We start from the raw sequence: 21811 nt of genomic DNA on the forward strand, positions 1-21811 counted from the left end.
ATTCCGGGCCGCGCGAGGACACCTGTCGGTTCATCGCACGCCCGAGTCGATTCGTTACGCGCTGAATTGAGTGACCTGCGCCACGCTGTGGCCGCGCAACCGGATCCGGTGTGGATCCGTCGGCTCCGGAGCCGCACATTCCGCCGGTCGGTCCGTCAACCGGCCTTGCGGGCCTCGATCAGGAACCGGGCGGTGTGCGCGACGAACGGGCCTTCGCGCTCGATCCGTTCGTGGAGTTCGCGCAGCCGGTCCCGGTACTGCCCGACCGTGAAGCCGGGCACCATCCAGATCACCTTCCGCAGAAAGTAGATCACGGCTCCGATGTCGTGGAACTCCGTCCGCAGCCGCTCGGAGCGCAACGCGACCACCTCCAGCCCCGCCTTCGTGGCATCGGCGACGGCGTCGTCGGGATGCCGGGCGCGCCGAACCTCCTCGGGCTGCGGTCCGAGGAAGTACTCGACCAGCTCGAACACGCTCGCCGGGCCGACCTGCTGCGAGAGGTAGGTGCCGCCGGGAGTCAGCACCCGGGCGATCTCGTCCCACCAGATGGTCACCGGGTGCCGACTGGCGACCAGCTCGAAGGCCTCGTCGCCGAAGGGCAGCGGCGGCTCGTCGGTGTCCGCGACCACGACCGCGCCCAGCGGGTGCAACAGTCGAGTCGCCCTGGCGATGTTCGGCGGCCAGGACTCGGTGGCCGCCATCAGCGGCGGCAGGGGACCCGCGCCCGCGAGCACCTCGCCCCCGCCGGTCTGGATGTCCAGGGCCGACCGGACCCGGGCCAGGCGCTCGCGCAGCAGCCGCTGGTAGCCCCAGGAGGGACGCTGCTCGGTGGCCCGACCGTCGAGCCAGGAGAAGTCCCAGCCCTCGACGGAGACGGACTCGGCCTCGGCGACGAGGTGATCGAAAGTACGCGTCATGGGATTGATCGTCCCAGGTCGGGCGCCGGTCATCCACCGCATATGTCGACTACAGTGGGCGGCGGGCCGTGACTGGCGTTCGGGTGGATCACCACCGGGGAGCGGCCCGGCGTGCCTGACGTACGCCGACTGCCGCGCGCCTGGGCGAACCGCGAACCGCGATCCGCAGCGACGTTCAGGAGACCCCGTGACGACCGCCCAGACTGCCCAGCCCGCCTCCGCGCCCGCCGCCCCCACCTCCGGCGCCCGGCTCATGGACGGCACCGCCCTCGCCCGCCGCATCTCGGAGCGGACCGCCGGCCACGCGGCGAAGATCACCGAGCGCACCGGCACCGCGCCCTGCCTCGCCACCGTCCTGGTCGGCGAGGACCCGGCCTCCGTGACCTACGTCCGCATGAAGCAGAACCGCTGCGCCAAGGCCGGGATCACCTCCCGCCACGTGGAGCTGCCCGCGTCGACCACCACCGAGGAACTCGTCGCCACGATCACCGCCCTCTCCGAGGACCCGGAGATCAGCGGCATCCTGCTCCAGCACCCCGTCCCGCACCACATCGACGAGCGCGCCGCCTTCGAGGCCATCGCCCCCGGCAAGGACGTCGACGGTGTGACCATGCACTCCTTCGCCGCCATGGGCTTCGGGCTGCCCGGCTTCGTCTCCTGCACCCCCGGCGGCATCATGCGCCTGCTGGAGGAGTACGACGTGGACCTCACCGGCAAGCACGCCGTCGTCGTCGGCCGCAGCGCCATCCTCGGCAAGCCCGCCGGGATGCTGCTCCTGGAGCGCAACGCCACCGTCACGTACTGTCACTCCCGCACCGAGGATCTGCCGTCGATCGTGCGCCAGGCCGACGTGCTGGTCGCCGCCGTCGGCAAGGCCGAGTTCATCCGGGGCGAGGACATCAAGCCCGGCGCCGTCGTGCTGGACGCGGGCTACAACGAGGGCAACGTCGGCGACGTGCACTTCGAGTCCGCCGCCGCCCGCGCCTCGCTGATCACCCCGGTGCCCGGCGGCGTCGGCCCGATGACCATCGCGGTCCTGCTGGAGCAGACCGTCCGCGCCGCCGCCGAGCAGGCCGGTCTGTCCCTCGGGGAGCTCTGACCTCCGCCTTTCACCCCGTACGACGAACGCCCCGGGCCCTTCGGTCCGGGGCGTCGTGTTTGACGTCGAAAGCACCCCCGCCGGAAGGTTCCGCAGATGCCTGACGGACCGTCGCGCATGGCGGGTATCTTGTGCCCCGGGTCGCCGCACGGCCCAAGCAGCACGCTTTTGGGGGGATTTGCGATGGACCTGTTCGCGCCACTCGACCTACCCGGTGGCACCACCCTCCCCAACCGCCTCGCCAAGGCGGCCATGGAGGAAAGCCTCGCCGCCCAGCCCGGCCAGCTGCCCGACGAGCGCGTCGAGCGTCTCTACGCACGCTGGGCGCGCGGCGGCGCCGGACTCATCGTCACCGGGAACGTGATGGTCGACCGGCGGGCCCTCACCGCACCGGGCACCATCGTCCTGGACGCCGACTCCCCGCTGGAGCCCTTCCGCCGCTGGGCGCGGGCGGCGGCGGCCGGCGGCGGCCAGGTCTGGATGCAGATCAACCACCCGGGCCGCCAGGTCGGCTCCGACATGCCCGGCACCGCATGGGCCCCCTCCGACGTCGCCATCAGCCTCGGCCGCCACACCAAGCGCTTCGCCCGCCCCACCGCCATGACCGAGGCCGACATAGGGGAGACCGTCGCCCGCTTCGGCGTCACCGCCCGCCGCGCCGAGGAGGCCGGATTCCACGGAGTACAGATCCACGCCGCGCACGGCTACCTCCTGAGCCAGTTCCTCTCCCCGCTCGTCAACCGGCGCACCGACCGCTGGGGCGGCAGCCTGGAGAACCGCGTCCGACTCCTCACCGAGGTCGTCGCGGCCGTCCGCGCCGCGGTCTCGCCCGGCTTCGCGATCGGCATCAAGCTGAACGCCGCCGACTTCCAGCGCGGCGGCTTCGACACAGAGGAGGCCGGCCAGGTCCTCGCGGTCCTCGGCGGCCTCGGCGTGGACCTCGTGGAACTCTCCGGCGGCAACGTCGAGAGCCCCGCCACCCTCGGCCGCACCGCCGACCGGCGGACCCTGGAACGGGAGGCGTACTTCCTCTCCCTGGCCGAGAACCTGCTGGAATCCGCCACCGTCCCGCTCATGCTGACCGGCGGCATAGCCCGCCGGGCCACCGCCGAACGGGTCCTCGACCGCGGCGTCGCCGTCGTCGGCATGGCCTCCGCCCTGGCCCTGCACCCCGACCTGCCCGCGCGCTGGCGGGCGGGCGAGGACGTGGGGGTCACCGTGCCCCGGCTGGCGTGGAAGGACCGGGACCTGGCCGGCGCCGGCGTACTGGCCCTGATGCGCTTCCAGCTGGCCCGCCTGTCCCAAGGCCGCGAACCCCGCCCCCGGGCCTCCCCCCGCTGGGTCCTCACCACCGACAACCTCCGCCACCGCCGCAGACTCCGTGCCTACGGCGCCTGGCTCGCCCGCGAACCGGCCCCCCACCCGGCCACCCGCTGACCACCCAGGGGGTGTCGTCAAAGTTTCGTCTGAGCGCCCTCCGGGCGGCCGACGCTACTTTGACCACGCCCCCTACCGCCCGGCCGGCTCCCCCCGCAGGGCCGCCGCCACGACGGGGGAGCGGTGAAAGGCGCGGGCGAGGGCCGTCAGGGGGTGGCCGGCGAGGCCGTACGGGGAACCGTCCCCGGTCACGGGAGGCGTCGGCGGCCCGTGGCCGGCCGCGCGCAGCCGGCAGGCGGCGGCCAGCATGGCGGCGTCCGCCACCACGGAGGCGGCCGCCTCGGCCAGACCCTGGCGGCGCGCGGCCGCGTAGGCCGCCGACCGCACCTCGGGGTCGAACCAGCCCGCCAGGGCCAACAACCCGTCGTCGATCACCGACTCGCGGTGGATCAGCCGGATCCCGATCGGCGACCACCAGGTCAGCGGCACCGTCGTCACGCTGAGGGACGCGAAGGCGCGCAGCGCCTTCCACAGCGGGCGCAGCCGCCGGTACTGCGCGAAGTCCCGCCAGGTCGCCGATCCGCCGGCCATCGGCACGACGAACCCGGCGCCCATCAGCAGGGCCGCCGCCGAGGCCAGCGGCGGAGCCACGTACGTGGACAGGTCGTCCCAGTCGTGACCGGCCCAACGGGCCCCGATCGCCGCCCACTTCGCCACGACGTAGCCGAGGTCCAGCACCCCGCCGAGCATCAGCAGCGCGAGCCCCGACCGCAGCGGCCGCATCCCGTGGTCCAGGCGCAGCAGCCACTTCAGGGACAGCAGGGTCAGCGCCGTGCTGCCCGCCATGTGCGCGACCAGATAGCAGACGATCATCTCGCGCAACCAGGGCGTGTTCGCGTAGTACGTGTCCAGGTCCCGCAACCGCTCCACCGGCGCGTCCCCGACCGCGAACAGCACGACGATCGCCACGCTCACCGCGCCGAACACGCCCACCGTCACCCACGTCGCCCGCCGCAGGGCCGCCGGCGGACCCCCCGACCAGTGCAGCATCAGGACGACGGAGGCCCCCGAGAAGGCCGTCAGGACGCTGTACACCAGCGGGGCCGCGCAGTTGACGATCCCGGTGCCGCGGTTGACGGCGGCCAGCGTGGGCGGCGCCGCCAGGAAGGTCAGCACGCAGCCGACGCCCAGCAGCGCGCAGACCGCCCGCATCATCGGCTGGTCCCAGCCCCGGCGCAGGGCCGGGGCCTTGACCAGCAGGGCCAGCACCATCACCGACCCCGCCAGGTAGAGCGGCAGCCCCTGCTTCACAGGGCGTGGTCGGCGCGACCGGCCGGGTCCACGGTGTCCGGGGTGGCCGCGGGCGTCGTCGTTCCCCGGGCGGCGCCGTCGAGCCCGGCCACCGTCCGCTCGGCCGCCGTCAGCGGCGGCGCCTTGAGGGCGCCCCGCGCGGAGGCCCGCAGCACCCGCCACATCACCTCGGGCCGGAACCAGTGGGTGGGCGGGCTGGTCATGGTGATGACCTCCAGGAAGGCCGCTGTCAGCGGCTCCTGGGTCGTGGCCCCGGTCATCAGCCGGCCCACGTAGGCGTCCAGGAGCCCCGCGCCCGGCTTCGGCCTCATGCCGGTGGCGCCCGGGTACTGGATGTCCTGCGACGTGGCCAGCTCCCAGGCGGTGGCCACCTGCGGGGCGAGCGCGCGCTGCGCCGCGTTGCCGAAGCCGGGCCGCGACAGGCCCCCGTCGCGCAGCAGGGAGCGGACGGCCAACAGGCCGCGGGCGGCGACCGTCATGCCCTGCCCGTAGAGCGGGTTGAAGGTGGCGACGGAGTCGCCGACGGCGAAGAACCCGTCCGGCAGGTCGGTCTTCTCGAAGAAGATCCGCCGGTTCGCGGTGCCCTGCGTGACGGCGACGTCCGTGAGCGGCTTTCGCCCTTCGAGGAGTTCGCCGACGATGGGGTGGCGGATGCTCTTGGCGAACGGGATGAATTCCTCGGGGTCGTTGGTGGGCTGGCCGCCCCGGGTGCCGGACAGGGTGGCCTGCCACTGGCCGTTCTCGATCGGCACGATCGTCGCGGTCCGGCCGGGTACGGGCACCCGCGGGTCGGACTGGACGTTGACGATGGGAAAGCCCAGCTCGTGCGCTCCCGCCGGCGCCTCGAATATCCGGGTCGCGTACACCAGACCGGAGTCCACCCCCGCCGCCCGTACGCCGCTCACGCCGAGCTTCTCCAGCCAGGCGCGGGCCCGCGAGCCGCGCCCGCTGGCGTCCACCACGACGTCGGCCGCGATCAGCCGGCCCTCCTCCTCCGGGGTGTCGACGCGGACACCGGTGATCCGCGCGGCCGTGCCCTCCAGGGCGCGCACCCGACTGCGCTGGAGCGTGGTGACCCCGGGCAGGGCGATGACGCGTCGGCGGACCACCGAGTCGAGGAGGTCACGGCTGCACGAGATGTTGAACTGCTTCTCCCCGCAGCGCGGGATCCAGCCCTGCGCCGTCATCGTCACCAGGTCGGTCGGCAGGCTGCGGCGGATCGCGCCGGCGGCGGTCCACTCCTCGGTGATGCCCGGCAGGATCTCCTCTATGGCCCGCGCGCCGCCCGACCACATGACGTGGACGTGACGGGCCTGCGGCAGCCCCCGCCGGGGCGCCGGGCTGTCGGGCAGCGTGTCGGCGTCGATGATCGTGACCGTCGCGTGTTCGGCGAGGACGCCGGCCGCGAGCAGGCCGGCCATGCTGCCGCCGATGATCACGGCGTGGCGGAGCGGGGTGGACTGGGTCATCGTGTGGTGCTCTCTGTCAGGCCGCGCGGAGGCCGGCTGCGGCGTACGTGTGGGGAGGAGGGGGCCGGGACGGGCGCGATGTGTCGGCGCCCGTCGCGCCGGGGGGTCGACCCCGGGCGACCCCCTAACGGCTCCAGCCGAGCGTGCTCTTGATCCGCTCGATCTCCTCGGGGAGCCTCTCCTGCCGGGGTGGTGGAAGCAACGACTTGAGGATCTTGCCGAGGTGCAGGCCGAAGGTCTCGGCCCGGATCTCCGCGGGATCCCCCAGGTCGGCGCGGGCGGCGGCCTGTCGGACGACGCTGTCCAGCCCGTGGTCCGACCGCAGCAGTTCGGTGAGGTTCCCGTGGGGTCCCGCCAGCCGGGCGGCCGCCGTCATCGCGGGGCCGAGGCTGTAGCAGGTGCCCTCGGCGATGTGCCACAGCTCGTGGCAGGCGATGACGAGTTGGTGCTCGGGACGGGTGCGCGCCTCGATGACGATCAGGTCGCGGTCGTCGAGTTGGAGCCAGAGTCCGCTGGCGGTGCCCGGCGGGAAGGCCGTGAAGTGGAAGTCCAGCGGCCGTCCGTCCCGGTGACGGCGCGCGAAGGCCGCGCAGAGGCCGCCGATGATCTCGGGGGCGCCGCCCGGCGGCTCGACGCGGGTGTGCGCCAGCAGGTCGGCGCCGAGCCCGCGCATGGCCCGGGTGGTCCTCATGGCGCTTCCCCTTCGCAGGTACGGTCCGCGGCGGTGGGCGCGGTGGGCGACGGCGGTCGCAGCCGGCCCTCCCGGGCGAGGAGTTCGTCCAGGTAGTCGGCCAAGGACTGCCGGCCCGCCGGGGACAGCCGTCCGGCCCGGGACACCATGTTCCGTACGTCGTGGGCGCGCAGCACCGCCAGCAGCGGGTTGTCGTCCTCGGGCTCCGGCGTCCGCAACCGCCGTTCGAGGTCGAGCAGTGCGCCGGCCAGCGCCTCGGTGTCGTCGGCGAGGAGGAAGCCGCTCTCGACCCCGTAGAACCGCTGGATCCCGGCCGCCGCCGCCAGGTTGGGCAGGCCCTCGCCCCGGGCGAGCCGGGTCAGGGACTGCCCGGAGGCGTCGAAGGAGGCGGCGATGGCCGTCAGGGAGTGGGGCTGGCCGTCGGGGCGCGGCCGGGTCCGGCGCAGGTGCTCGAAACGCTGGTGGACCTGCTCCTTGAGCGGGAGCCGGGGCGGGCGCCCGTCGAGGGTGAGTCGGATGGCCTGGGGGGTGAGGCCGCTGAGGTAGGAGAGGCGTTCGAGGTCGTCGGGGGCGCCGGCAGCGGCGCTGTCGTACGGGGCGCGGGCCAGGGCCCGTTCCACCGCACTCTTGCTGTCGGCCAGCAGGAAGCCGGCGTAGACCCCGAAGAAGCGCTGCACACCGGCCGCGTGGCCGAGGCGGGGCAGTCCGGTGCCGGCGTTCAACGGGCCCAGGGAGGCGCCCGGCGCCCGGAACTCCTCGGCGATCGCGGACAGCGGCCACTCCCGGCCGTGCTTGTCGCGACGGGTCGCGCGCAGCAGCAGGAACCGCCGGTGCACCCGCCGGTCCAGCGGGGTGTCGACCGCCGTGCCCGCCACCACCCGGTGGATCAGCTCCGGTGCGACCCCCGAGAGGTGGCTGAGCCGCTCCACCGCGAGGACCTCGCCCGGGTCCTGCCCGCGCCGGCGGGCCAACTCCGCCACACGATCCCACGACGCGGTGAGATCAGGTCGGGCGGCGGCTGGCACCGGAGGATTCTCCGTACGTCGACAGGGCGTTCGAGTGTTTCGGCTCCGTGCAGAGTAGCCCGCGGCCCCCACCCCCACCAGCGCAACCCCAACATTTCCCACGATGCGGCCTCAAAAAAGGTTGGCACCGCCCGCAGGCGCCCGGCCCCCGACACGCCGGCTCGACGGTGGGCATGACCTGACAGGTAATCGACCCGCGCCGGGGCCCGGCGGCACAGTGGTGCAGGCGGGTTCCGGGGCCGCGCACTCGGTCCCGGAACCCGCATCCCACCCGCACGTTCGACCCTCGACGGAGGCTGGTTCGCCATGTCCGCGACGACCCTGTTCGCCACCCTCGCCCGTACCACCGCCCCCCGGACGGCGCTGCGCCGCTTCCTCGCCCTCGACTCCGCCGTCACCGCCGGCAACGGCCTCGCCTACGTGGCCTTCTCCGCCCCCCTCGGCCGGCTGCTCGGTGTCGACGCGGGCCTTCTGCTCACCCTCGGCGTCCTGCTCGTCGCGTACGGAGCCGCCGTCGGCTTCCTCGCCTCGCGCCGCCGGCCGCCGGCCCTGCCGGTCACGCTGGTGATCGAGACCAACTACGCCTGGGCCGCCCTGAGCCTCGTCTCCCTCTTCGTCTGGCTCACCCCGACCACCGCCGGAGCCGTGTGGATCCCCGCGCAGGGCCTCGTCGTCGCCGGCTTCGCCCTGCTCCAGCAGCTCGCCCTGCGCTCAGTCACCGAGTGAGCGCAGGTACTTCGCCGTCGCCGCGTCGGCCGGGAGCATCGTCTCGATGGCCAGCTCGGCGACCGTCACGTCCATCGGCGTGTTGAACGTGGCGATCGAGGACACGAAGGACAGCACGTGCCCGTCGTGCTCGATGACCAACGGCAGCGCGATGTACGCGACCGCCTCACGGGGCTCCGTATCGCCGGGGCGCTCCACGACCGGATAGGCCGCCACCTCCTCATACAGGGCGCGCAGCGGTCCGGAGCGGGCCAGCGCGATCTCCCGCTCCATCTGCGCCAGCAGGTGCCCGCGCCACTCCCGCAGGTTGCGGATCCTCGGTGCCAGACCCTCGGGGTGCAAGGTGATCCGCATGGCGTTCAGCGGCGGTGCCAGCAGGTGCTCCGGCAGCCCGTCCAGCAGCATCGCGATGCCCCGGTTGGCGGCGACGACGTGGTACGTCGCGTCGACGACCAGGGCCGGATAGGGCTCGTAACCCGTCAACAGCCGCTGGATCCCCTCGCGCAGCGTCTCCATCGTCGGCGCGTCGAGCGGCGTCTGCCCGTAGATCGGGGCGTACCCGGCCGCGAGCAGCAGCGCGTTGCGCTCGCGTACCGGTACGTCGAGACGGTCGGCGAGGCGCAGCACCATCTCCTCGCTCGGCCGGGAGCGCCCCGTCTCGATGAAGCTGATGTGGCGGGAGGAGGAATCGGCGCGGCCCGCCAGCTCCAGTTGGCTGATGCCGCGCCGCTCGCGCCAGGTACGGAGCAGGGCGCCGACCGCGGTCGGGCCGCTCGTGCTGGACATGCTGGTCATGCCCCTGACGGTAGCCGAGGACGGAAGGCCCGGTCGGGTGGCGGTCAATCAGGGTTCCCACCGCGCCGCTGTGGGAACCTTGACACCACGTCACGGGACACCACGTCATGGGACACCACGTCATGGGTAAAGGGAGCCGCGGATGTCGAGCGAACCGCTGTCGCAGAAGGAGATCGAGGACCGGTTGCGGGAACTCCCCGGCTGGGCCTACGAGAACGACCGCCTCGTCCGCACCTACCGCCTGGGCGGGCACGCCGCGGCCGGCGCCCTCGTCGCGCACATCGTCGCCGTACAGGAGGAGTTGAACCACCACTCCGACCTCACGCTCGGCTACAACACCGTTCGCGTGTCGGTGAACACCCACAGCGCGGGCGACTCCGTCACCGACAGCGACTTCGCCCTGGCCGAACGCGTCGAAGCCCTGGCCCCGTCCCACGGCGTGCGCTGACGCGGCCCGCGGGCGTCACACGGGTTCCAGCCGCCACCACTGGGTGGGGGAGTCCGTGTCCTCGCACTGGCGGGCGCGGCCCTCGGGATCGGCCTCCAGGGACAGGCCGCTGATGCCGGCCACCAGCGAGACCACCCCCGGATCGTCGAGGTGCTCCTCGACGATCCACTCCTGGGCCCCGAACGCGTTGGGCCGCCACACCTGCACCCGCGCCCCGCTCTCGATCGAGGCGTTCGCGACGTCGAGCCGCCTGCCGTTGTCCTCGCTCACGACGTGGAAGATCCCGCCGCCACTGTGGGCCGGGGAGATCCGCCAGCGGCGCGCGGCGGAGGGCGCGGGCGGCCCGTCGGGCCCCACCCGCACCCGGGAGGCGCCCTCCAACTGGAGCACCAGGCCACTGGCCACGTTGCGGATCCGGTAGACCCCTTCGGGAAGGTTCACAGGCCCGCCCTCACGCGTCGAAGACGGCCGGGTCCGGCCCGATCCGCCGGCCGTCGGCGCCCAGCGCGTCCAGCGCCGCGAGGTCGTCCGCGTCCAGCGCGAAGTCGAACACGTCCAGGTTCTCCCGGATCCGCGACGGCGTCACCGACTTCGGGATCACGACGTTCCCCCGCTGGAGGTGCCAGCGCAGCACGACCTGCGCGGCGCTGCGGCCGTGCTTCGCGGCGACGGCGGTGACCGCCGGCAGGGTGAGCAGCTCCTTGCCCTGGCCCAGCGGGGACCAGGCCTCGGTGACGATCCCCAGCGAGGCGTGCAGGGCGCGCAGCTCCTCCTGCGGGAACAGCGGGTGCAGCTCGATCTGGTTCACGGCCGGCACCAGCGCGCTCTCGGCGCCCAGCCGCTCCAGGTCCACGGGGCGGAAGTTCGACACGCCGACGGCGCGGGCCCGGCCGCTCTCGGCGATCTCCTCGAAGGTCTTCCAGATGCGCGGGAAGTCGTCGCGCATCGGGCGCGGCCAGTGGATGAGGTACAGGTCGACCCGGTCGAGGCCCAGCTTCGCGAGCGAGTCGTCGAAGGCGCGCAGCACCTCGTCGCGGCCCCACCGCCGCTTCGGTCCGTTCCACAGCTTCGTCGTGACGAAGAGCTCCTCGCGCGGCAGGCCCGAGGCCGCCACCGCCTTGCCGGTGCCCCGCTCGTTGGCGTACACCGCCGCCGTGTCGATGCTGCGGTAGCCCGCCTCCAAGGCCGTCGCGACCGCCCGCTCGGCCTCGGAGTCCGGGACCTGCCAGACCCCGTAGCCGAGTTGGGGCATGGCGACGCCGTTGTTGAGCTCGATGGTGGGGACCTGGATCACGTCGGTCGTTCCCTCGGGTCGGTGCGGGTGTACGAGGGGCGACAACCGGCCCCCCGTACACCGTATTCCCGCCGCGCGTGCCCTCCCGCCCCGACGCTCACGCCGTGCCGAGGTACGCCTCCCGCACCAGCGGGTTCGCCCGCACCTCGGCCGCCGTCCCCTCCGCGAGGACCGTCCCGAGGTCCAGTACGACGACCCGTGCGCAGAGCTCCATCACGAAGGCCACGTCGTGCTCGACCAACACCACCGCGCAGCCCTCCTCGTCGGCGAGCCGTCGCACCACCTCGGCCAGCCGCTCCCGCTCCGGCCCCGACAGGCCGGAGGCGGGCTCGTCGAGCAGCAGCACGCCCGGCGGATCGGCCACGGCGCGGGCCAGCTCCACCATCCGGGCCTGCCCCACGGGCAGTCCGGCCGCGTACGCCCGCGCGAGGTCCCCCGTACCGCAGCGGGCGAGCAGCCGCTCGCCCCGTTCCCGCCGGGCCCGCTCCCGGGCCCGCCGGGCCGGCAGCGCCAGGAGGTCGGCGGCGAGCCCGCCCCCGCCGCCCCGCCACTCCTGGGCCACCAACACGTTGTCGGCCACGCTCAGCTGCCCGAACAGCTGCTGCCGCTGGAAGGTCCGGCGCACGCCGTGCCGGGCCCGCCACACGGGGGAGCGGCGCGTGATGTCGACGCCGTCGAGCAGCAGCCGCCCCCGGTCGGGGCGCCGGATGCCCGACAGGACGTCGAACAGGGTGGTCTTGCCCGCCCCGTTCGGGCCGATCAGCCCGCACACCTCCCCGGCCCGCACCCCCAGGTCCACCCCCGTCAGGGCCCTGACCCCGCCGAAGCGGACGCTGACCCCGCGCGCCTCCAGTACGTACCCGCTCATGACCCGCTCCCCGTCCCCATCCCGAGGTACGCCTCGGTCAGTCGGTCGCTCTCCACCTCGGCCCGGGGACCGCACCACGCGACGCGGCCCTGCGCGAGGTAGGCGACGGTGTCGGCGACCCCGAGGATCCCGGCGGCCTTCTCCTCCACCAGGAGCAGCGCGCTGCCGGCGGCACGCAACTCGACCAGCAGCGCGTACACCTCGTCCACCACGCGCGGCGCGAGTCCGAGCGAGGGCTCGTCGGCGATCAGCACCGCCGGTGGCCGCTGCAACAGCGGCGCCAACGCCAGCATCTGCTGCTCCCCGCCCGACAGGGCGCCGGCGACGACCGCACGGCGCTCCCCGAGGCGGGGGAAGCGGTCGTAGACGGCGGCCCTGGCGTCGGCCTCCGGGAGGCGCAGCGCGAGGTTCTCCTCGATGGTGAGGGAGGGGAAGATCCCCCGTCCCTCGGGGGCGAGGAGCACCCCGGCCCGGGAGCGCCGTACGGGCCCGTCGCCGGTGGCGTCCCGTCCCGCGACGCGGACCACCCCGCCCGTGACGGGCAGCAGTCCGGCGGCGACGCGGCAGACGGTGCTCTTGCCGGCGCCGTTGGGCCCGAGGAGGGCGAGGACCTCGCCGCGCCGCACCGTCAGGTCCACGCCGTGCAGCACGAGCCCGCCGTCGTACCCGGCGTCCACACCGCGCAACACCAAGGCGTCCGCGCCCATTTCCGCCCCTCCGGCGTTCGAGGAGCGGGGGTCCGGGGGCGGAGCCTCCGCACGCGTCCGGGGCCCGGCCCCGGATACCGCCCCCTGCGACGGCACCCGACCCGCCGACGCCGCCGAAGCCGCCGAGGCCGCCCGCAGGGCCCTGCGCACCGGCACGGCCGCGCAGTAACCGTCCGGGTCGTTGGCCAGGGCCAGGCCCGCCAGGCCGAAGAGGATCACCGGCAGGTGCGCCGACTCCGTGACCCAGTCGGCCATCAGCCGCGGCGCGACGGCGAACACCAGGCCCGCCACCACCGCGTACTGCGGTCTGCGCACCCCGGCCGCCACCACCACCGCCAGCCACACCAGCCCCGTCATCGCCGTGAAGTCCGTGGCGGTGATCCGGGTGTTGTACGAGGCGTACAGCACGCCCCCGAAGCCCGCGAGCCCCGCCGACAGCGTGAACAGCAGCAGCTTCGTCCGCAGGACGGAGACCCCCGAGGCCATCGCGGCCGCCGGCGCCGACCGCACCGCCAGCATCGCCCGCCCGGTCGGCGAGTTCCGCAGGGCGCTCAGCCCCGCCGCCACCACCGCGACCAGCACCACCAGCGCCACGCCCAGCGCCCGGTCGTCGGAGAGGTCCACCGGCCCGAACACCGGCCGGGGGATCGGCCAGCCCGCGTCCCCGCCCCGGAGCCACCGCATCTGGAACAGCACCTGGTCCGCCAGGAACGCCAACGCCAACGTGGCCAGGGCCAGCGAACGCCCTCCGAGCCGCAGCGCCGGCAGCGCGACCACCGCGCCCAGGGCCGCCGCCACACAGGTCCCCACCACCAGCGCCGCCCAGAACGGCCACCCCCGACTCATCAGCAGCCCCGCCACCAGCGCGGCCCCGGTGACGAAAGTGGCCTGTGCCAACGACACCATCGCGCCCAGCCCGGTCACCACCGTGAAGGACATGAACACCAGCGAGAGGGCCAGGCCCTGCGCGAGCAACCCGCTCCAGAAGGGCGTCGTCACGGTGTAGAACGCCACGCACAGCAGCCCCGCGCCCACCGCCCACACCCCCCAGCGGCGCCGCCACGAGGCCCCCGCCAGGTGGTCCACCGACGGCACCTCCACCGCCGCGACCCCCGCCGTCCGCGCCCGCCGGGTCAGCACCAGCAGCCCGCCGAAGAGGATCAGGAACGGTACGGCCGTCCGGAACCCGGTGATCCCCTCGGCGAACGACGCGTACCCGGCGACGAGGTTCTGCACCACGCCGAGCCCCAGCCCGCCCGCGAAGGCGAGCGGTACGGAGGCGAACCGTCCGATGACCGCCGCCGTCGCCGACACGAACAGGAACAGGGTGAAGTCGTGCGCGGACAGCCCCAGCAGCGGAGTCGCCAGCACCCCCGCCAGGCCCGCCAGCGCGGACGCGATCATCCACGCCACCGACGACAGCCGGTCGGCGCTGATCCCGCGCAGCTCGGTCAGCGACCGGTTGTCGACGGCCGCCCGCAGCCGCAGCCCCAGCCGCGTGTGCCGCAGCAGCACCCACAGCGCCACCGCCACCACCGCCGTGACCACCCACGTGATCAGCTGGTCGGAGTCGACGCCGACCCCGTCCGCGAGCTGCCAGGACCGGGCGGGACTCGGCCCCACCCCCGGCAGTCCGAACTGGTTCTCGGCCGGCTTCAGCGGGACTCCGGCGGCGGCCAGCAGCTCCACGGCCCACAGCCCGGCCGCCGGCAGCGCCACCAGCAGCCCGATCGTCGCCACGATCTGGGCGCTCTCCCCGACCCTGGCCAGGCGCCGGAACATCAGCCGGTCCAGTCCCCAACCGAGGCCCGGGGCCAGGACGCACACCACCAGCAGCGCGGCCGGGACGGCGGACCAACCGAGGCCGGAGTGCAGCTCGTAGAAGGTGAGCGCGCACAGGTAGGCGGTGGCCCCGTGCGCGAAGTTGAACAGCCCGGACGCCGAGTACGACAGCACGAGCCCGGTGGCCAGCAGCGCGTACAGGGCGCCGGAGACCAGACCGCTCAGGACGAAGACCAGGATATCTCCCATGCCGGGGGCCCTACTTGAAGGGGATGGGCTCGTGGCACGTGAAGGGGACGGACACCTCGTACGCCCCGTTCTTGAGCTGGACCAGTGCCCCGCAGCCGAAGCTGTCCTTCTGCCCCTTGGGCTCCGCGCGGTCGCCGACCAGGGTTCCGGTGTCGGAGAAGCTCTGCGCGGCGTTCTGGAAGTGGGTGAGGGTGAGGTCCTTGCCGGCCTTCTGCGCGATCGCCAGGAAGAGGTCGGCCGACATGTAGCCGGTCAGCATGTGCATGTTCAACGGGAGGTCCTGTCCCCCCGACGCCGCCTTGATGTCCGCCTTGAACTGCGCCATCTTCGGGCTCGTGGACTCGAACGGCTCGAACTGGAGCAGGACGTGCACCCCGTCGAGGGCCTGGCGGGTGGCGTCCTTGGCGAGCAGCCCGGGATCGTAGTCGGTCGGGTCGGAGAGGACGCCCTTGTAGCCGCCGCGCTTGAGCGCGGTGAAGAGCCCGATGTTGTTGGGCGTCTGCATGACCGAGACGATCGCGTCCGGGGCCTGGCCCTCGTCGCTCCCGAGGATCTCCTTCACGTACGCCGACCAGTCGTTCGGCACGGCGGTCGCGGGGACGGAGGCCTTGGCGTACGCCACCTTGAACCCGGCCGAGGCGAAGCCCTGTTGGAAGGTCCGAATGCCGAACTTCCCGGCGTCGCTGTCGTTCGCGACGATCGCGACGGACTTGCCCTGCGCGCCGCCGAGGATCTTGGCGATGCCCTCGGGCCAGGTCTGGTTGATGGTGCCGCCGGGGGAGGGGACCAGGCAGCCGTTGAATCCGTAGATGTACTTGGGGCCGCAGAAGGAGGGGAGCGTGCCCCACCCGAAGGTGGGGACCTTCTCCTGTTCCAGGAAGTCGGCGCCGGTGAAGGTGACCGAGCTCATCGGGGCCACGGCGAAGACCTTGTCTTGCTGGACGAGTTTGCGGGCGGCCGCCAGGTTCTTGCCCGGGTCCTGGCCGTCGTCCTCCGCGCCGATGTAGTCGATCTTCCGGCCGTGGATCCCGCCCTCGGCGTTGGCTCTCAGGTAACGGGCCTTCGCCCCGAGGTCGGTGTCCTTCTTGCTGTAGCCGCTGGAGCTGGTCATCGACACGATGCCGCCGACCTTGACGGAGGTGTCGGTCACTCCCCGCGTGATCGCGGCGGCGTCCCCGGGCTTGCCCGGATCCGTCCCATGGGAGGGGGAGTTGCAGGCGGAGACGAGCGCGAGCGCGGCGGCTGCGGCGGCCAGGGCGCGGATCGATCGCGACATGTGTGGGATCCCCTCCGGTCGGAATCCCCGCATTCTGTGCGTGACCTGACGCACCGTCAATATTTGCGGCCAAAGTTTATGACGGGCCGTCAGGAAGGATCGGACCGTCAGGATGGATCGGGCCGTGCCTGCTCAGGACGGGTACAGACCGGCGATCTCCCGCGCGTACGCCTTCTCGATCGCCCGCCGCTTCAGCTTCAACGAGGGCGTGAGCAGACCGCGTTCCTCCGTGAACTGCTCCGCCAGCACCCGGAAGGCGCGGATCCCCTCGGCCTGCGAGACCAGCGTGTTGGCGGCCACCACCGCCCGCCGCACCTCCGCCGCCAGCGCCGGATCGTCCACCACCTCGGCGGCCGTCCGCTGCGCGAGGCCGCGCATCGACAACCAGTGCGCTATCCCCTCCATGTCCAGGGTCACCAGCGCCGCCACGAACGGCCGGTCGTTGCCGACCAGGACGCAGTGCGACACCAGCGGGTGCGAGCGCACCCGCTCCTCCAGCGCGGCGGGAGCCACGCTCTTGCCGTTGGAGGTCACCAGGATCTCCTTCTTGCGGCCGGTGATGGTCAGGTAGCCGTCCCGGTCCAACCGCCCGAGGTCCCCGGTCGCCAGCCAGCCGCCGCGCAACACCTCCTCCGTCGCCCGCGCGTCGCCCAGGTAGCCGGCGAACACGTGCGGGCCGTGCAGCCACACCTCCCCGTCCTCCGCGATGTGGACCGTACTGCCCGGGATCGGCGGCCCCACCGTCCCGTACTTCGTCGCCCCGGGAGGATTCGCCGTCGCGGCCGCGCTGGACTCCGTCAGCCCGTACCCCTCGAACACGGTGATCCCCGCGCCGTCGAAGAACAGCCCGAGCCGCCGCGACATCGCCGATCCGCCCGACATCGCGTGCCGTACGCGGCCGCCCAGGGCCTCGCGCACCTTCCCGTACACCAGCTTCTCGAACAGCTGGTGCTCCATCCGCAGCCCCGCCGAGGGGCCCGGCCCGGTCCCGAAGGCCTTCTGCTCGCGCGCCTCGGAATACCGTACGGCCGTCTCCACCGCCCGGTCGAAGGCCCCGACGCGCCCCTCGGCCTCCGCCGTGCGCCGGGCCGCCGCGAACACCTTCTCGAAGACGTGCGGCACGCCCAGCACGAAGGTCGGCCGGAACGCGGCCAGGTCCGGCAACAGCTCGGCCGCCGCCAGCACCGGCTGGTGCCCCAGCTTGACCCGGGACCGTACGGCCGCCACCTCGACCATCCGCCCGAAGACGTGCGCCAGCGGCAGGAACAACAGGGTCGAGGGCTCCTCGCCGGGACCGGCCCGGAACACCGACTCCCAACGCGCCACCATCGTGTCCGCCTCGAACATGAAGTTCGCGTGGGTGAGCACGCACCCCTTGGGCCGGCCCGTCGTCCCCGAGGTGTAGATGACGGTCGCCACCGCGTCGGGCGTCACCGCCCGCCGGTGCCGGTGCACCACGTCCTCGTCCACCGTCCGACCGGACTCCACCAGCCCCTCGACCGCCCCCGCGTCCAGCTGCCACAGCAGCCGCAGACCCGGCAGCCCCTCGATGACCGACCCGACGGTCATCGCCTGGTCCTCGTCCTCCACGACGCACCCCGCGCAGGAGGAGTCCTGGAGGATCCAGTGCACCTGCTCGGCGGACGACGACGGATAGACCGGGACCGGCTGCGCGCCGATCGCCCACAACGCGAAGTCGAACAGCGTCCACTCGTAGCGGGTACGGGACATCACCGCGACCCGCTCCCCGAAGCCGATCCCCTGCGCCAGCAGGCCCTTCGCGAGCGCCAACACCTGCGCGGCGAACTCCGCCGATGTCACGTCACGCCAGACGCCGCCGCTCTTGCGGCCGAGCACCACCCGGTCCGGATCCTGCCCCGCGTGCTCGAAGACGGAGTCGGCCAGACCGCCGACCGGCGCGCCTGTGACCAGGGGTGGGACGGTGAATTCGTGCGGCATCCCGCTCCTCTCCGTACCGGGGGCCGCGACGCTACCCCACCGGCCCCGGCCCCCGGGACCCCTTGGCAAACCTCCACAAGATCTTCCCGGCACACGGGGGGACCCGGGCGCCCGACGCGGCCCCCTACGCCGGCCGGCTGAGCCGGTCGCCGCCCGCCAGGACCGCCGCCGCCAGGGCCTCGGACGCCGGCGTCGGCCGGTCCCCCTGCACCAGCGCGAACTCCACCGGCCCCAGATCGGGCAGCCCGCCCACCCGGACCAGCCCCGGCGGAATCAGCCCCCGCGTGTGCGCCATCACCCCCAGCCCGGCGCGGGCCGCCGCGATCAGACCGCTGAGGCTGCCGCTCGTACAGGCGATCCGCCACGCCCGCCCCTCGCGCTCCAACACCTCCAGCGCCCGCGCACGGGTGATCCCCGGCGGCGGAAAGACGATCAACGGCACCGGACGCTCCGGATCCGGCCGCAGCCCCTCCGCCCCGATCCACACCATCCGGTCCCGCCACACCAGCCGACCCCGCTCGTCCCCGGGCCCGCGCCGCTTGGCCAGTACGAGGTCCAAGCGGCCCGCGTCCAACCGTTCGTGCAGGACGCCCGACAGCTCGACCGACAGCTCCAGGTCCACCTCCGGGTGCCCCCGGCGAAACCCCTCCAGGACCTCCGGCAGCCGGGTCAGGACGAAGTCCTCCGACGCCCCGAACCGCAGCCGCCCCCGCGGCCGCGTCCCGGCGAAGAAGGCGGCGGCCCGCTCGTGCGCCTCCAGGATGGTCCGCGCGAAGCCGAGCAGCGCCTCGCCGTCCTCCGTCAGCCCGACGCTGTGCGTGTCCCGGGCGAACAGCGGCCGGCCCGTCGCCTCCTCCAGCCGCCGCACATGCTGGCTGACCGTCGACTGGCGCACGCCCAACCGGGCGGCGGCCTGCGTGAAGCTCAGCGTCTGGGCCACGGTGAGGAAGGTGCGCAGCTGAACCGGGTCGTACATGACGCCAGCCTAGGGGGTGTCTTTCGGGTCAGGCCGGATCAGGGAGCGGTGGTCGGTGCCGTGCGTCGCAAGGCGGAGGAGGGAGTCGACGCGGAGCGTCGGCGACCGACGACAACGCGGCGAGGCGCGGTGCCGGCCACCGCGAGCCCGGCCTGACCCGAAAGACACCCCCGAGCGCCGCCCATCGAGAAACGTGATGACAGTCAGCACGGTGTGCGGGTTTCCCGATGGCCGCCGGACCGGCCACCATGGGCGAATGGGGCAACCGCCCCAACCCGCACCGCCCCCACTCGCACCGCCCTTCGCACCGACAGCAAGTGAGCACCGCCCATGCGACGCCCGCGCCTTCCCGCCTGGCTGCCCCTGGACCCGTACCTCCTGGCCCTGCTCGCCACCGTGGGCCTCGCCGCCCTGCTCCCCGCCCGCGGCCAGGCCGCCGGTCTCGTCGGCGGGGCCTCCACCGCCGCCGTCGCCCTCCTCTTCTTCCTCTACGGCGCCCGCCTCTCCACCCGCGAGGCCCTCGACGGGCTGCGCCACTGGCGCCTGCACCTCACCGTCCTCGCCTGCACCTTCCTCCTCTTCCCCCTCCTCGGCCTCGCCGCCCGCGCCCTCCTCCCCACCCTCCTCACCCACCCACTCTCCAACGGCCTGCTCTTCCTGTGCCTGGTCCCCTCGACCGTCCAGTCCTCCATCGCCTTCACCTCGATCGCCCGGGGCAACGTCCCCGCCGCCATCTGCGCCGGCTCCTTCTCCAGCCTCGTCGGCCTCCTCCTCACGCCCCTCCTCGCCGTCGCCCTGCTCGGCGGCGACGCCGGCGGCTTCTCCTTCGACTCCCTCGGCAGGATCGCCCTCCAGCTCCTGCTGCCCTTCCTCCTCGGCCAGGCCCTGCACCACCGGGTCGGCGCCTTCCTCGTCCGGCACAAGAAGGTCCTCGGCCGCGTCGACCGGGGCGCGATCCTCCTCGTCGTCTACGCCGCCTTCAGCGCGGGCGTGGTGGCGGGCATCTGGCGCCAGGTCAGCCTGCCGCGCCTGGGCGCGCTGATGCTGGTGGAGGCCGTACTCCTCACCGTGATGCTCCTCCTCACCTGGTACGGGGCCGGCCGCCTGCGCTTCGACCGCGCGGACCGCATCACCATCCAGTTCGCCGGGTCCAAGAAGAGCCTAGCCGCCGGACTCCCCATGGCCGGCGTGCTGTTCGGGGCGCAGGCCTCGCTCGCCGTGCTGCCGCTGATGCTCTTCCACCAGATGCAGCTGATGGTCTGCGCGGTCCTGGCCCGACGCCGCGCCCGCGACCCGCAGGCCGAACTCGCCCCTGCCGCTGTGGCGGAGGTCTCGCCCGGGGGACAACACCCCACGGCGCGGGGCCGGTAACGTGCGGCGGTGACCTGGATACGCCCGCTCGCCGTCAACGCCCCGCGCCCCTGCACCCTGGTGGTGTGTCGCGGCTGCTGTTGCGGCGACCCCCGCAAGAACCCCGGCACCGACCACGCCGGTCAACTCGCCCGGCTGCGCGAGGCCGCCGCCGCGTCCGGGGGCCGACTGGCCGTCCGTACGAGCGACTGCCTCGGCCCCTGCGCCCAGGCCAACGTCATCGTCGTCCAACCCACCGGTGAGGCCCGCTCCCGGGGCGCCCGCGCGGTCTGGTTCGGCTGGGCGCTGGACGACACGGCGACCGACGAGATCATCGCCTGGGCGCAGTCCGGTGGCCCCGGCGCCGTCCCGCTCCCGGCCACCCTGGAACTCCACCGCATCGACCCCCCGGAACCCAAGGCCCCGGCCGGCCGTTCCCGCGCACGGCGCAAGCGCTGAGCTCGCAAGCGCTGAGCTCGCAAGCGCTGAGCTAGGGGGCGTCCGCGTCGGGCAGGAGGATCCGCTCCTCGCCCGCGTAGATGTTCATGTCCGGCCCGCGCAGGAAGCCGACCAGCGTGAGCCCCGACTCCAGGGCGAGGTCCACCGCCAGGGAGGACGGAGCGGAGACCGCCGCCAGTACCGGAATGCCCGCCATCACCGCCTTCTGGGCCAGCTCGAACGAGGCCCGGCCGGACACCAGCAGGACCGACCCGGCCAGCGGCAGCCGGCCGGCCTGGGCGGCCCGCCCGACGATCTTGTCCACGGCGTTGTGCCGCCCCACGTCCTCCCGTACGTCGAGCAGCTCGCCCTCCGCCGAGAACAGCCCGGCCGCGTGCAGGCCGCCCGTCCGGTCGAAGACCTTCTGCGCCGCGCGCAACCGGTCCGGCAGCGTCGAGAGGATGTCGGCGGAGATCCGTACAGGGTCGGCGGCCAACCCCGGGAAACGGGTCGCCGTCCGGACCGCGTCCAGGCTGGCCTTGCCGCACAGGCCGCAGGAGGAGGTCGTGTAGACGTTCCGTTCCAGGGTGATGTCCGGCAGGGGCACTCCGGCGGCCAACTGGACGTTGACGACGTTGTAGGTGTTGGAGCCCTCCTCGGTCGCGCCCTCGCAGTAGGTCACGGCCTGGACGTCCGAGGTGCGGGCGATCACGCCCTCGCTGACGAGGAAGCCCGTCGCCAGCGCGAAATCGTCGCCGGGGGTGCGCATCGTGATGGCCAGGGGCCGGCCGTTCAGGCGGATCTCCAGCGGTTCCTCCGCGACCAGCGTGTCGGGGCGCACCCCGGTCGCCCCGCCCCGGACGCGCACGACGCGGCGCCGTTCGGTGACCCGTCCCATGGCGATCAGCCCACCCGTTCCGTCCTCGTCGTGCACTTGACCACGACATTCTCCCGGATCGGCGGCCGATCACGTCCCCGGCAGGAAGTTGCTCGGAATTCTCCAAATTCCGATAGCGGAATCCTGTCGGGTCACGCGCACACGTACCCATCGGTA

At 73.5% G+C, this 21811-nt stretch carries 20 protein-coding genes and 1 riboswitch; of the genes, 6 read left to right on the forward strand and 14 right to left on the reverse strand.

Translation table 11 applies throughout. From position 1 onward, the window contains the following. Window positions 1–155 precede the first annotated feature (155 nt). A complete protein-coding gene (locus tag M4D82_RS27750; protein ID WP_249768910.1) occupies window positions 156–917 on the reverse strand; it encodes a methyltransferase domain-containing protein in 762 nt (253 codons plus the stop codon). Window positions 918–975: 58 nt separating this feature from the next. Beyond that, window positions 976–1070, forward strand: a riboswitch (ZMP/ZTP riboswitch). Window positions 1071–1170: 100 nt separating this feature from the next. On the opposite strand from M4D82_RS27750, the gene M4D82_RS27755 reads away from it, so the two are divergent. Next, a complete protein-coding gene (locus M4D82_RS27755) occupies window positions 1171–2016 on the forward strand; it encodes a bifunctional 5,10-methylenetetrahydrofolate dehydrogenase/5,10-methenyltetrahydrofolate cyclohydrolase (protein WP_249772212.1) in 846 nt (281 codons plus the stop codon). Window positions 2017–2199: 183 nt separating this feature from the next. Then, window positions 2200–3453, forward strand: coding sequence for an oxidoreductase (locus tag M4D82_RS27760; protein ID WP_249768911.1), 1254 nt, complete (start codon window positions 2200–2202; stop codon window positions 3451–3453). A 72-nt stretch (window positions 3454–3525) separates the two neighbouring features. Here M4D82_RS27760 and M4D82_RS27765 read toward each other — a convergent pair whose 3' ends face one another. The 4 genes from M4D82_RS27765 to M4D82_RS27780 form a co-directional block, all read right to left on the reverse strand. Beyond that, a complete protein-coding gene (locus tag M4D82_RS27765; RefSeq protein WP_249768912.1) occupies window positions 3526–4704 on the reverse strand; it encodes an MAB_1171c family putative transporter in 1179 nt (392 codons plus the stop codon). Beyond that, window positions 4701–6173 (reverse strand): NAD(P)/FAD-dependent oxidoreductase, encoded by a 1473-nt coding sequence (locus M4D82_RS27770; RefSeq protein WP_249768913.1) that lies wholly within the window; start codon window positions 6171–6173, stop codon window positions 4701–4703. The genes M4D82_RS27765 and M4D82_RS27770 overlap by 4 nt, the downstream gene beginning before the upstream one ends. 124 nt (window positions 6174–6297) lie before the next feature. Beyond that, complete coding sequence (locus tag M4D82_RS27775; protein WP_249768914.1) at window positions 6298–6864, reverse strand: toxin-antitoxin system, toxin component; 567 nt, start codon at window positions 6862–6864, stop codon at window positions 6298–6300. Then, complete coding sequence (locus M4D82_RS27780; RefSeq protein WP_249768915.1) at window positions 6861–7889, reverse strand: hypothetical protein; 1029 nt, start codon at window positions 7887–7889, stop codon at window positions 6861–6863. The genes M4D82_RS27775 and M4D82_RS27780 overlap by 4 nt, the downstream gene beginning before the upstream one ends. 306 nt (window positions 7890–8195) lie before the next feature. On the opposite strand from M4D82_RS27780, the gene M4D82_RS27785 reads away from it, so the two are divergent. Continuing rightward, entirely contained in the window at window positions 8196–8615 is a 420-nt protein-coding gene (locus M4D82_RS27785; protein ID WP_249768916.1) for a hypothetical protein, read from the forward strand. On the opposite strand, the gene M4D82_RS27790 is transcribed toward M4D82_RS27785, so the two are convergent. Further along, complete coding sequence (locus tag M4D82_RS27790) at window positions 8601–9401, reverse strand: helix-turn-helix domain-containing protein (protein ID WP_502989096.1); 801 nt, start codon at window positions 9399–9401, stop codon at window positions 8601–8603. The genes M4D82_RS27785 and M4D82_RS27790 overlap by 15 nt on opposite strands. 151 nt (window positions 9402–9552) lie before the next feature. Between M4D82_RS27790 and M4D82_RS27795 the strand changes: the two genes are divergently transcribed. Next, window positions 9553–9858: a 4a-hydroxytetrahydrobiopterin dehydratase gene (locus M4D82_RS27795; protein ID WP_249768918.1), complete on the forward strand. Its 306-nt coding sequence runs from the start codon at window positions 9553–9555 to the stop codon at window positions 9856–9858. Between the two features lie 15 nt (window positions 9859–9873). On the opposite strand, the gene M4D82_RS27800 is transcribed toward M4D82_RS27795, so the two are convergent. The 7 genes from M4D82_RS27800 to M4D82_RS27830 all read right to left on the reverse strand — a co-directional run bounded on the left by M4D82_RS27800 (window position 9874) and on the right by M4D82_RS27830 (window position 18969). Continuing rightward, complete coding sequence (locus M4D82_RS27800; protein ID WP_249768919.1) at window positions 9874–10299, reverse strand: RICIN domain-containing protein; 426 nt, start codon at window positions 10297–10299, stop codon at window positions 9874–9876. Between the two features lie 10 nt (window positions 10300–10309). Then, window positions 10310–11152 (reverse strand): aldo/keto reductase, encoded by an 843-nt coding sequence (locus M4D82_RS27805; protein WP_249768920.1) that lies wholly within the window; start codon window positions 11150–11152, stop codon window positions 10310–10312. A gap of 97 nt (window positions 11153–11249) precedes the next feature. Continuing rightward, entirely contained in the window at window positions 11250–12020 is a 771-nt protein-coding gene (locus tag M4D82_RS27810) for an ABC transporter ATP-binding protein (protein WP_249768921.1), read from the reverse strand. Then, a complete protein-coding gene (locus M4D82_RS27815; RefSeq protein WP_249768922.1) occupies window positions 12017–14758 on the reverse strand; it encodes an ABC transporter permease subunit in 2742 nt (913 codons plus the stop codon). The genes M4D82_RS27810 and M4D82_RS27815 overlap by 4 nt, the downstream gene beginning before the upstream one ends. Before the next feature lie 10 nt (window positions 14759–14768). Further along, complete coding sequence (locus tag M4D82_RS27820) at window positions 14769–16034, reverse strand: ABC transporter substrate-binding protein (protein WP_249768923.1); 1266 nt, start codon at window positions 16032–16034, stop codon at window positions 14769–14771. Between the two features lie 132 nt (window positions 16035–16166). Next, window positions 16167–17993, reverse strand: a complete 1827-nt coding sequence (locus tag M4D82_RS27825; protein WP_249768924.1) for an AMP-dependent synthetase/ligase — start codon at window positions 17991–17993, stop codon at window positions 16167–16169. A 124-nt stretch (window positions 17994–18117) separates the two neighbouring features. After that, complete coding sequence (locus M4D82_RS27830; RefSeq protein WP_249768925.1) at window positions 18118–18969, reverse strand: LysR substrate-binding domain-containing protein; 852 nt, start codon at window positions 18967–18969, stop codon at window positions 18118–18120. Between the two features lie 330 nt (window positions 18970–19299). Here M4D82_RS27830 and M4D82_RS27835 point away from each other — a divergent pair, with 330 nt between their 5' ends. Both M4D82_RS27835 and M4D82_RS27840 read left to right on the forward strand, forming a co-directional pair. Next, window positions 19300–20340 carry a bile acid:sodium symporter family protein gene (locus M4D82_RS27835; RefSeq protein WP_249768926.1) on the forward strand — a complete coding sequence of 347 codons (1041 nt, stop codon included), beginning with the start codon at window positions 19300–19302 and terminating at the stop codon, window positions 20338–20340. A 9-nt stretch (window positions 20341–20349) separates the two neighbouring features. After that, window positions 20350–20778 carry a (2Fe-2S) ferredoxin domain-containing protein gene (locus M4D82_RS27840; protein ID WP_249768927.1) on the forward strand — a complete coding sequence of 143 codons (429 nt, stop codon included), beginning with the start codon at window positions 20350–20352 and terminating at the stop codon, window positions 20776–20778. A 31-nt stretch (window positions 20779–20809) separates the two neighbouring features. Here the strand turns inward: M4D82_RS27840 and fdhD are convergent, their stop codons facing one another. Continuing rightward, window positions 20810–21655: a formate dehydrogenase accessory sulfurtransferase FdhD gene (gene fdhD / locus M4D82_RS27845; protein ID WP_249772214.1), complete on the reverse strand. Its 846-nt coding sequence runs from the start codon at window positions 21653–21655 to the stop codon at window positions 20810–20812. Window positions 21656–21811: the final 156 nt, after the last annotated feature.

It is taken from the genome of Streptomyces sp. RerS4, from assembly GCF_023515955.1.
Taxonomy (GTDB): Bacteria; Actinomycetota; Actinomycetes; order Streptomycetales; family Streptomycetaceae; genus Streptomyces.

Bases quoted from the DNA above. Each gene is read 5' to 3' on its own strand.
- M4D82_RS27770 (WP_249768913.1), bottom strand. From the start codon at position 6,173: ATGACCCAGTCCACCCCGCTCCGCCACGCCGTGATCATCGGCGGCAGC.
- M4D82_RS27750 (WP_249768910.1), bottom strand. From the start codon at position 917: ATGACGCGTACTTTCGATCACCTCGTCGCCGAGGCCGAGTCCGTCTCC.
- M4D82_RS27785 (WP_249768916.1), top strand. From the start codon at position 8,196: ATGTCCGCGACGACCCTGTTCGCCACCCTCGCCCGTACCACCGCCCCC.
- M4D82_RS27830 (WP_249768925.1), bottom strand. From the start codon at position 18,969: ATGTACGACCCGGTTCAGCTGCGCACCTTCCTCACCGTGGCCCAGACG.
- M4D82_RS27790 (WP_502989096.1), bottom strand. From the start codon at position 9,401: ATGTCCAGCACGAGCGGCCCGACCGCGGTCGGCGCCCTGCTCCGTACC.
- M4D82_RS27815 (WP_249768922.1), bottom strand. From the start codon at position 14,758: ATGGGAGATATCCTGGTCTTCGTCCTGAGCGGTCTGGTCTCCGGCGCC.
- M4D82_RS27820 (WP_249768923.1), bottom strand. From the start codon at position 16,034: ATGTCGCGATCGATCCGCGCCCTGGCCGCCGCAGCCGCCGCGCTCGCG.
- M4D82_RS27775 (WP_249768914.1), bottom strand. From the start codon at position 6,864: ATGAGGACCACCCGGGCCATGCGCGGGCTCGGCGCCGACCTGCTGGCG.
- M4D82_RS27795 (WP_249768918.1), top strand. From the start codon at position 9,553: ATGTCGAGCGAACCGCTGTCGCAGAAGGAGATCGAGGACCGGTTGCGG.
- M4D82_RS27825 (WP_249768924.1), bottom strand. From the start codon at position 17,993: ATGCCGCACGAATTCACCGTCCCACCCCTGGTCACAGGCGCGCCGGTC.
- M4D82_RS27755 (WP_249772212.1), top strand. From the start codon at position 1,171: ATGGACGGCACCGCCCTCGCCCGCCGCATCTCGGAGCGGACCGCCGGC.
- fdhD (WP_249772214.1), bottom strand. From the start codon at position 21,655: ATGGGACGGGTCACCGAACGGCGCCGCGTCGTGCGCGTCCGGGGCGGG.
- M4D82_RS27835 (WP_249768926.1), top strand. From the start codon at position 19,300: ATGCGACGCCCGCGCCTTCCCGCCTGGCTGCCCCTGGACCCGTACCTC.
- M4D82_RS27760 (WP_249768911.1), top strand. From the start codon at position 2,200: ATGGACCTGTTCGCGCCACTCGACCTACCCGGTGGCACCACCCTCCCC.
- M4D82_RS27810 (WP_249768921.1), bottom strand. From the start codon at position 12,020: ATGAGCGGGTACGTACTGGAGGCGCGCGGGGTCAGCGTCCGCTTCGGC.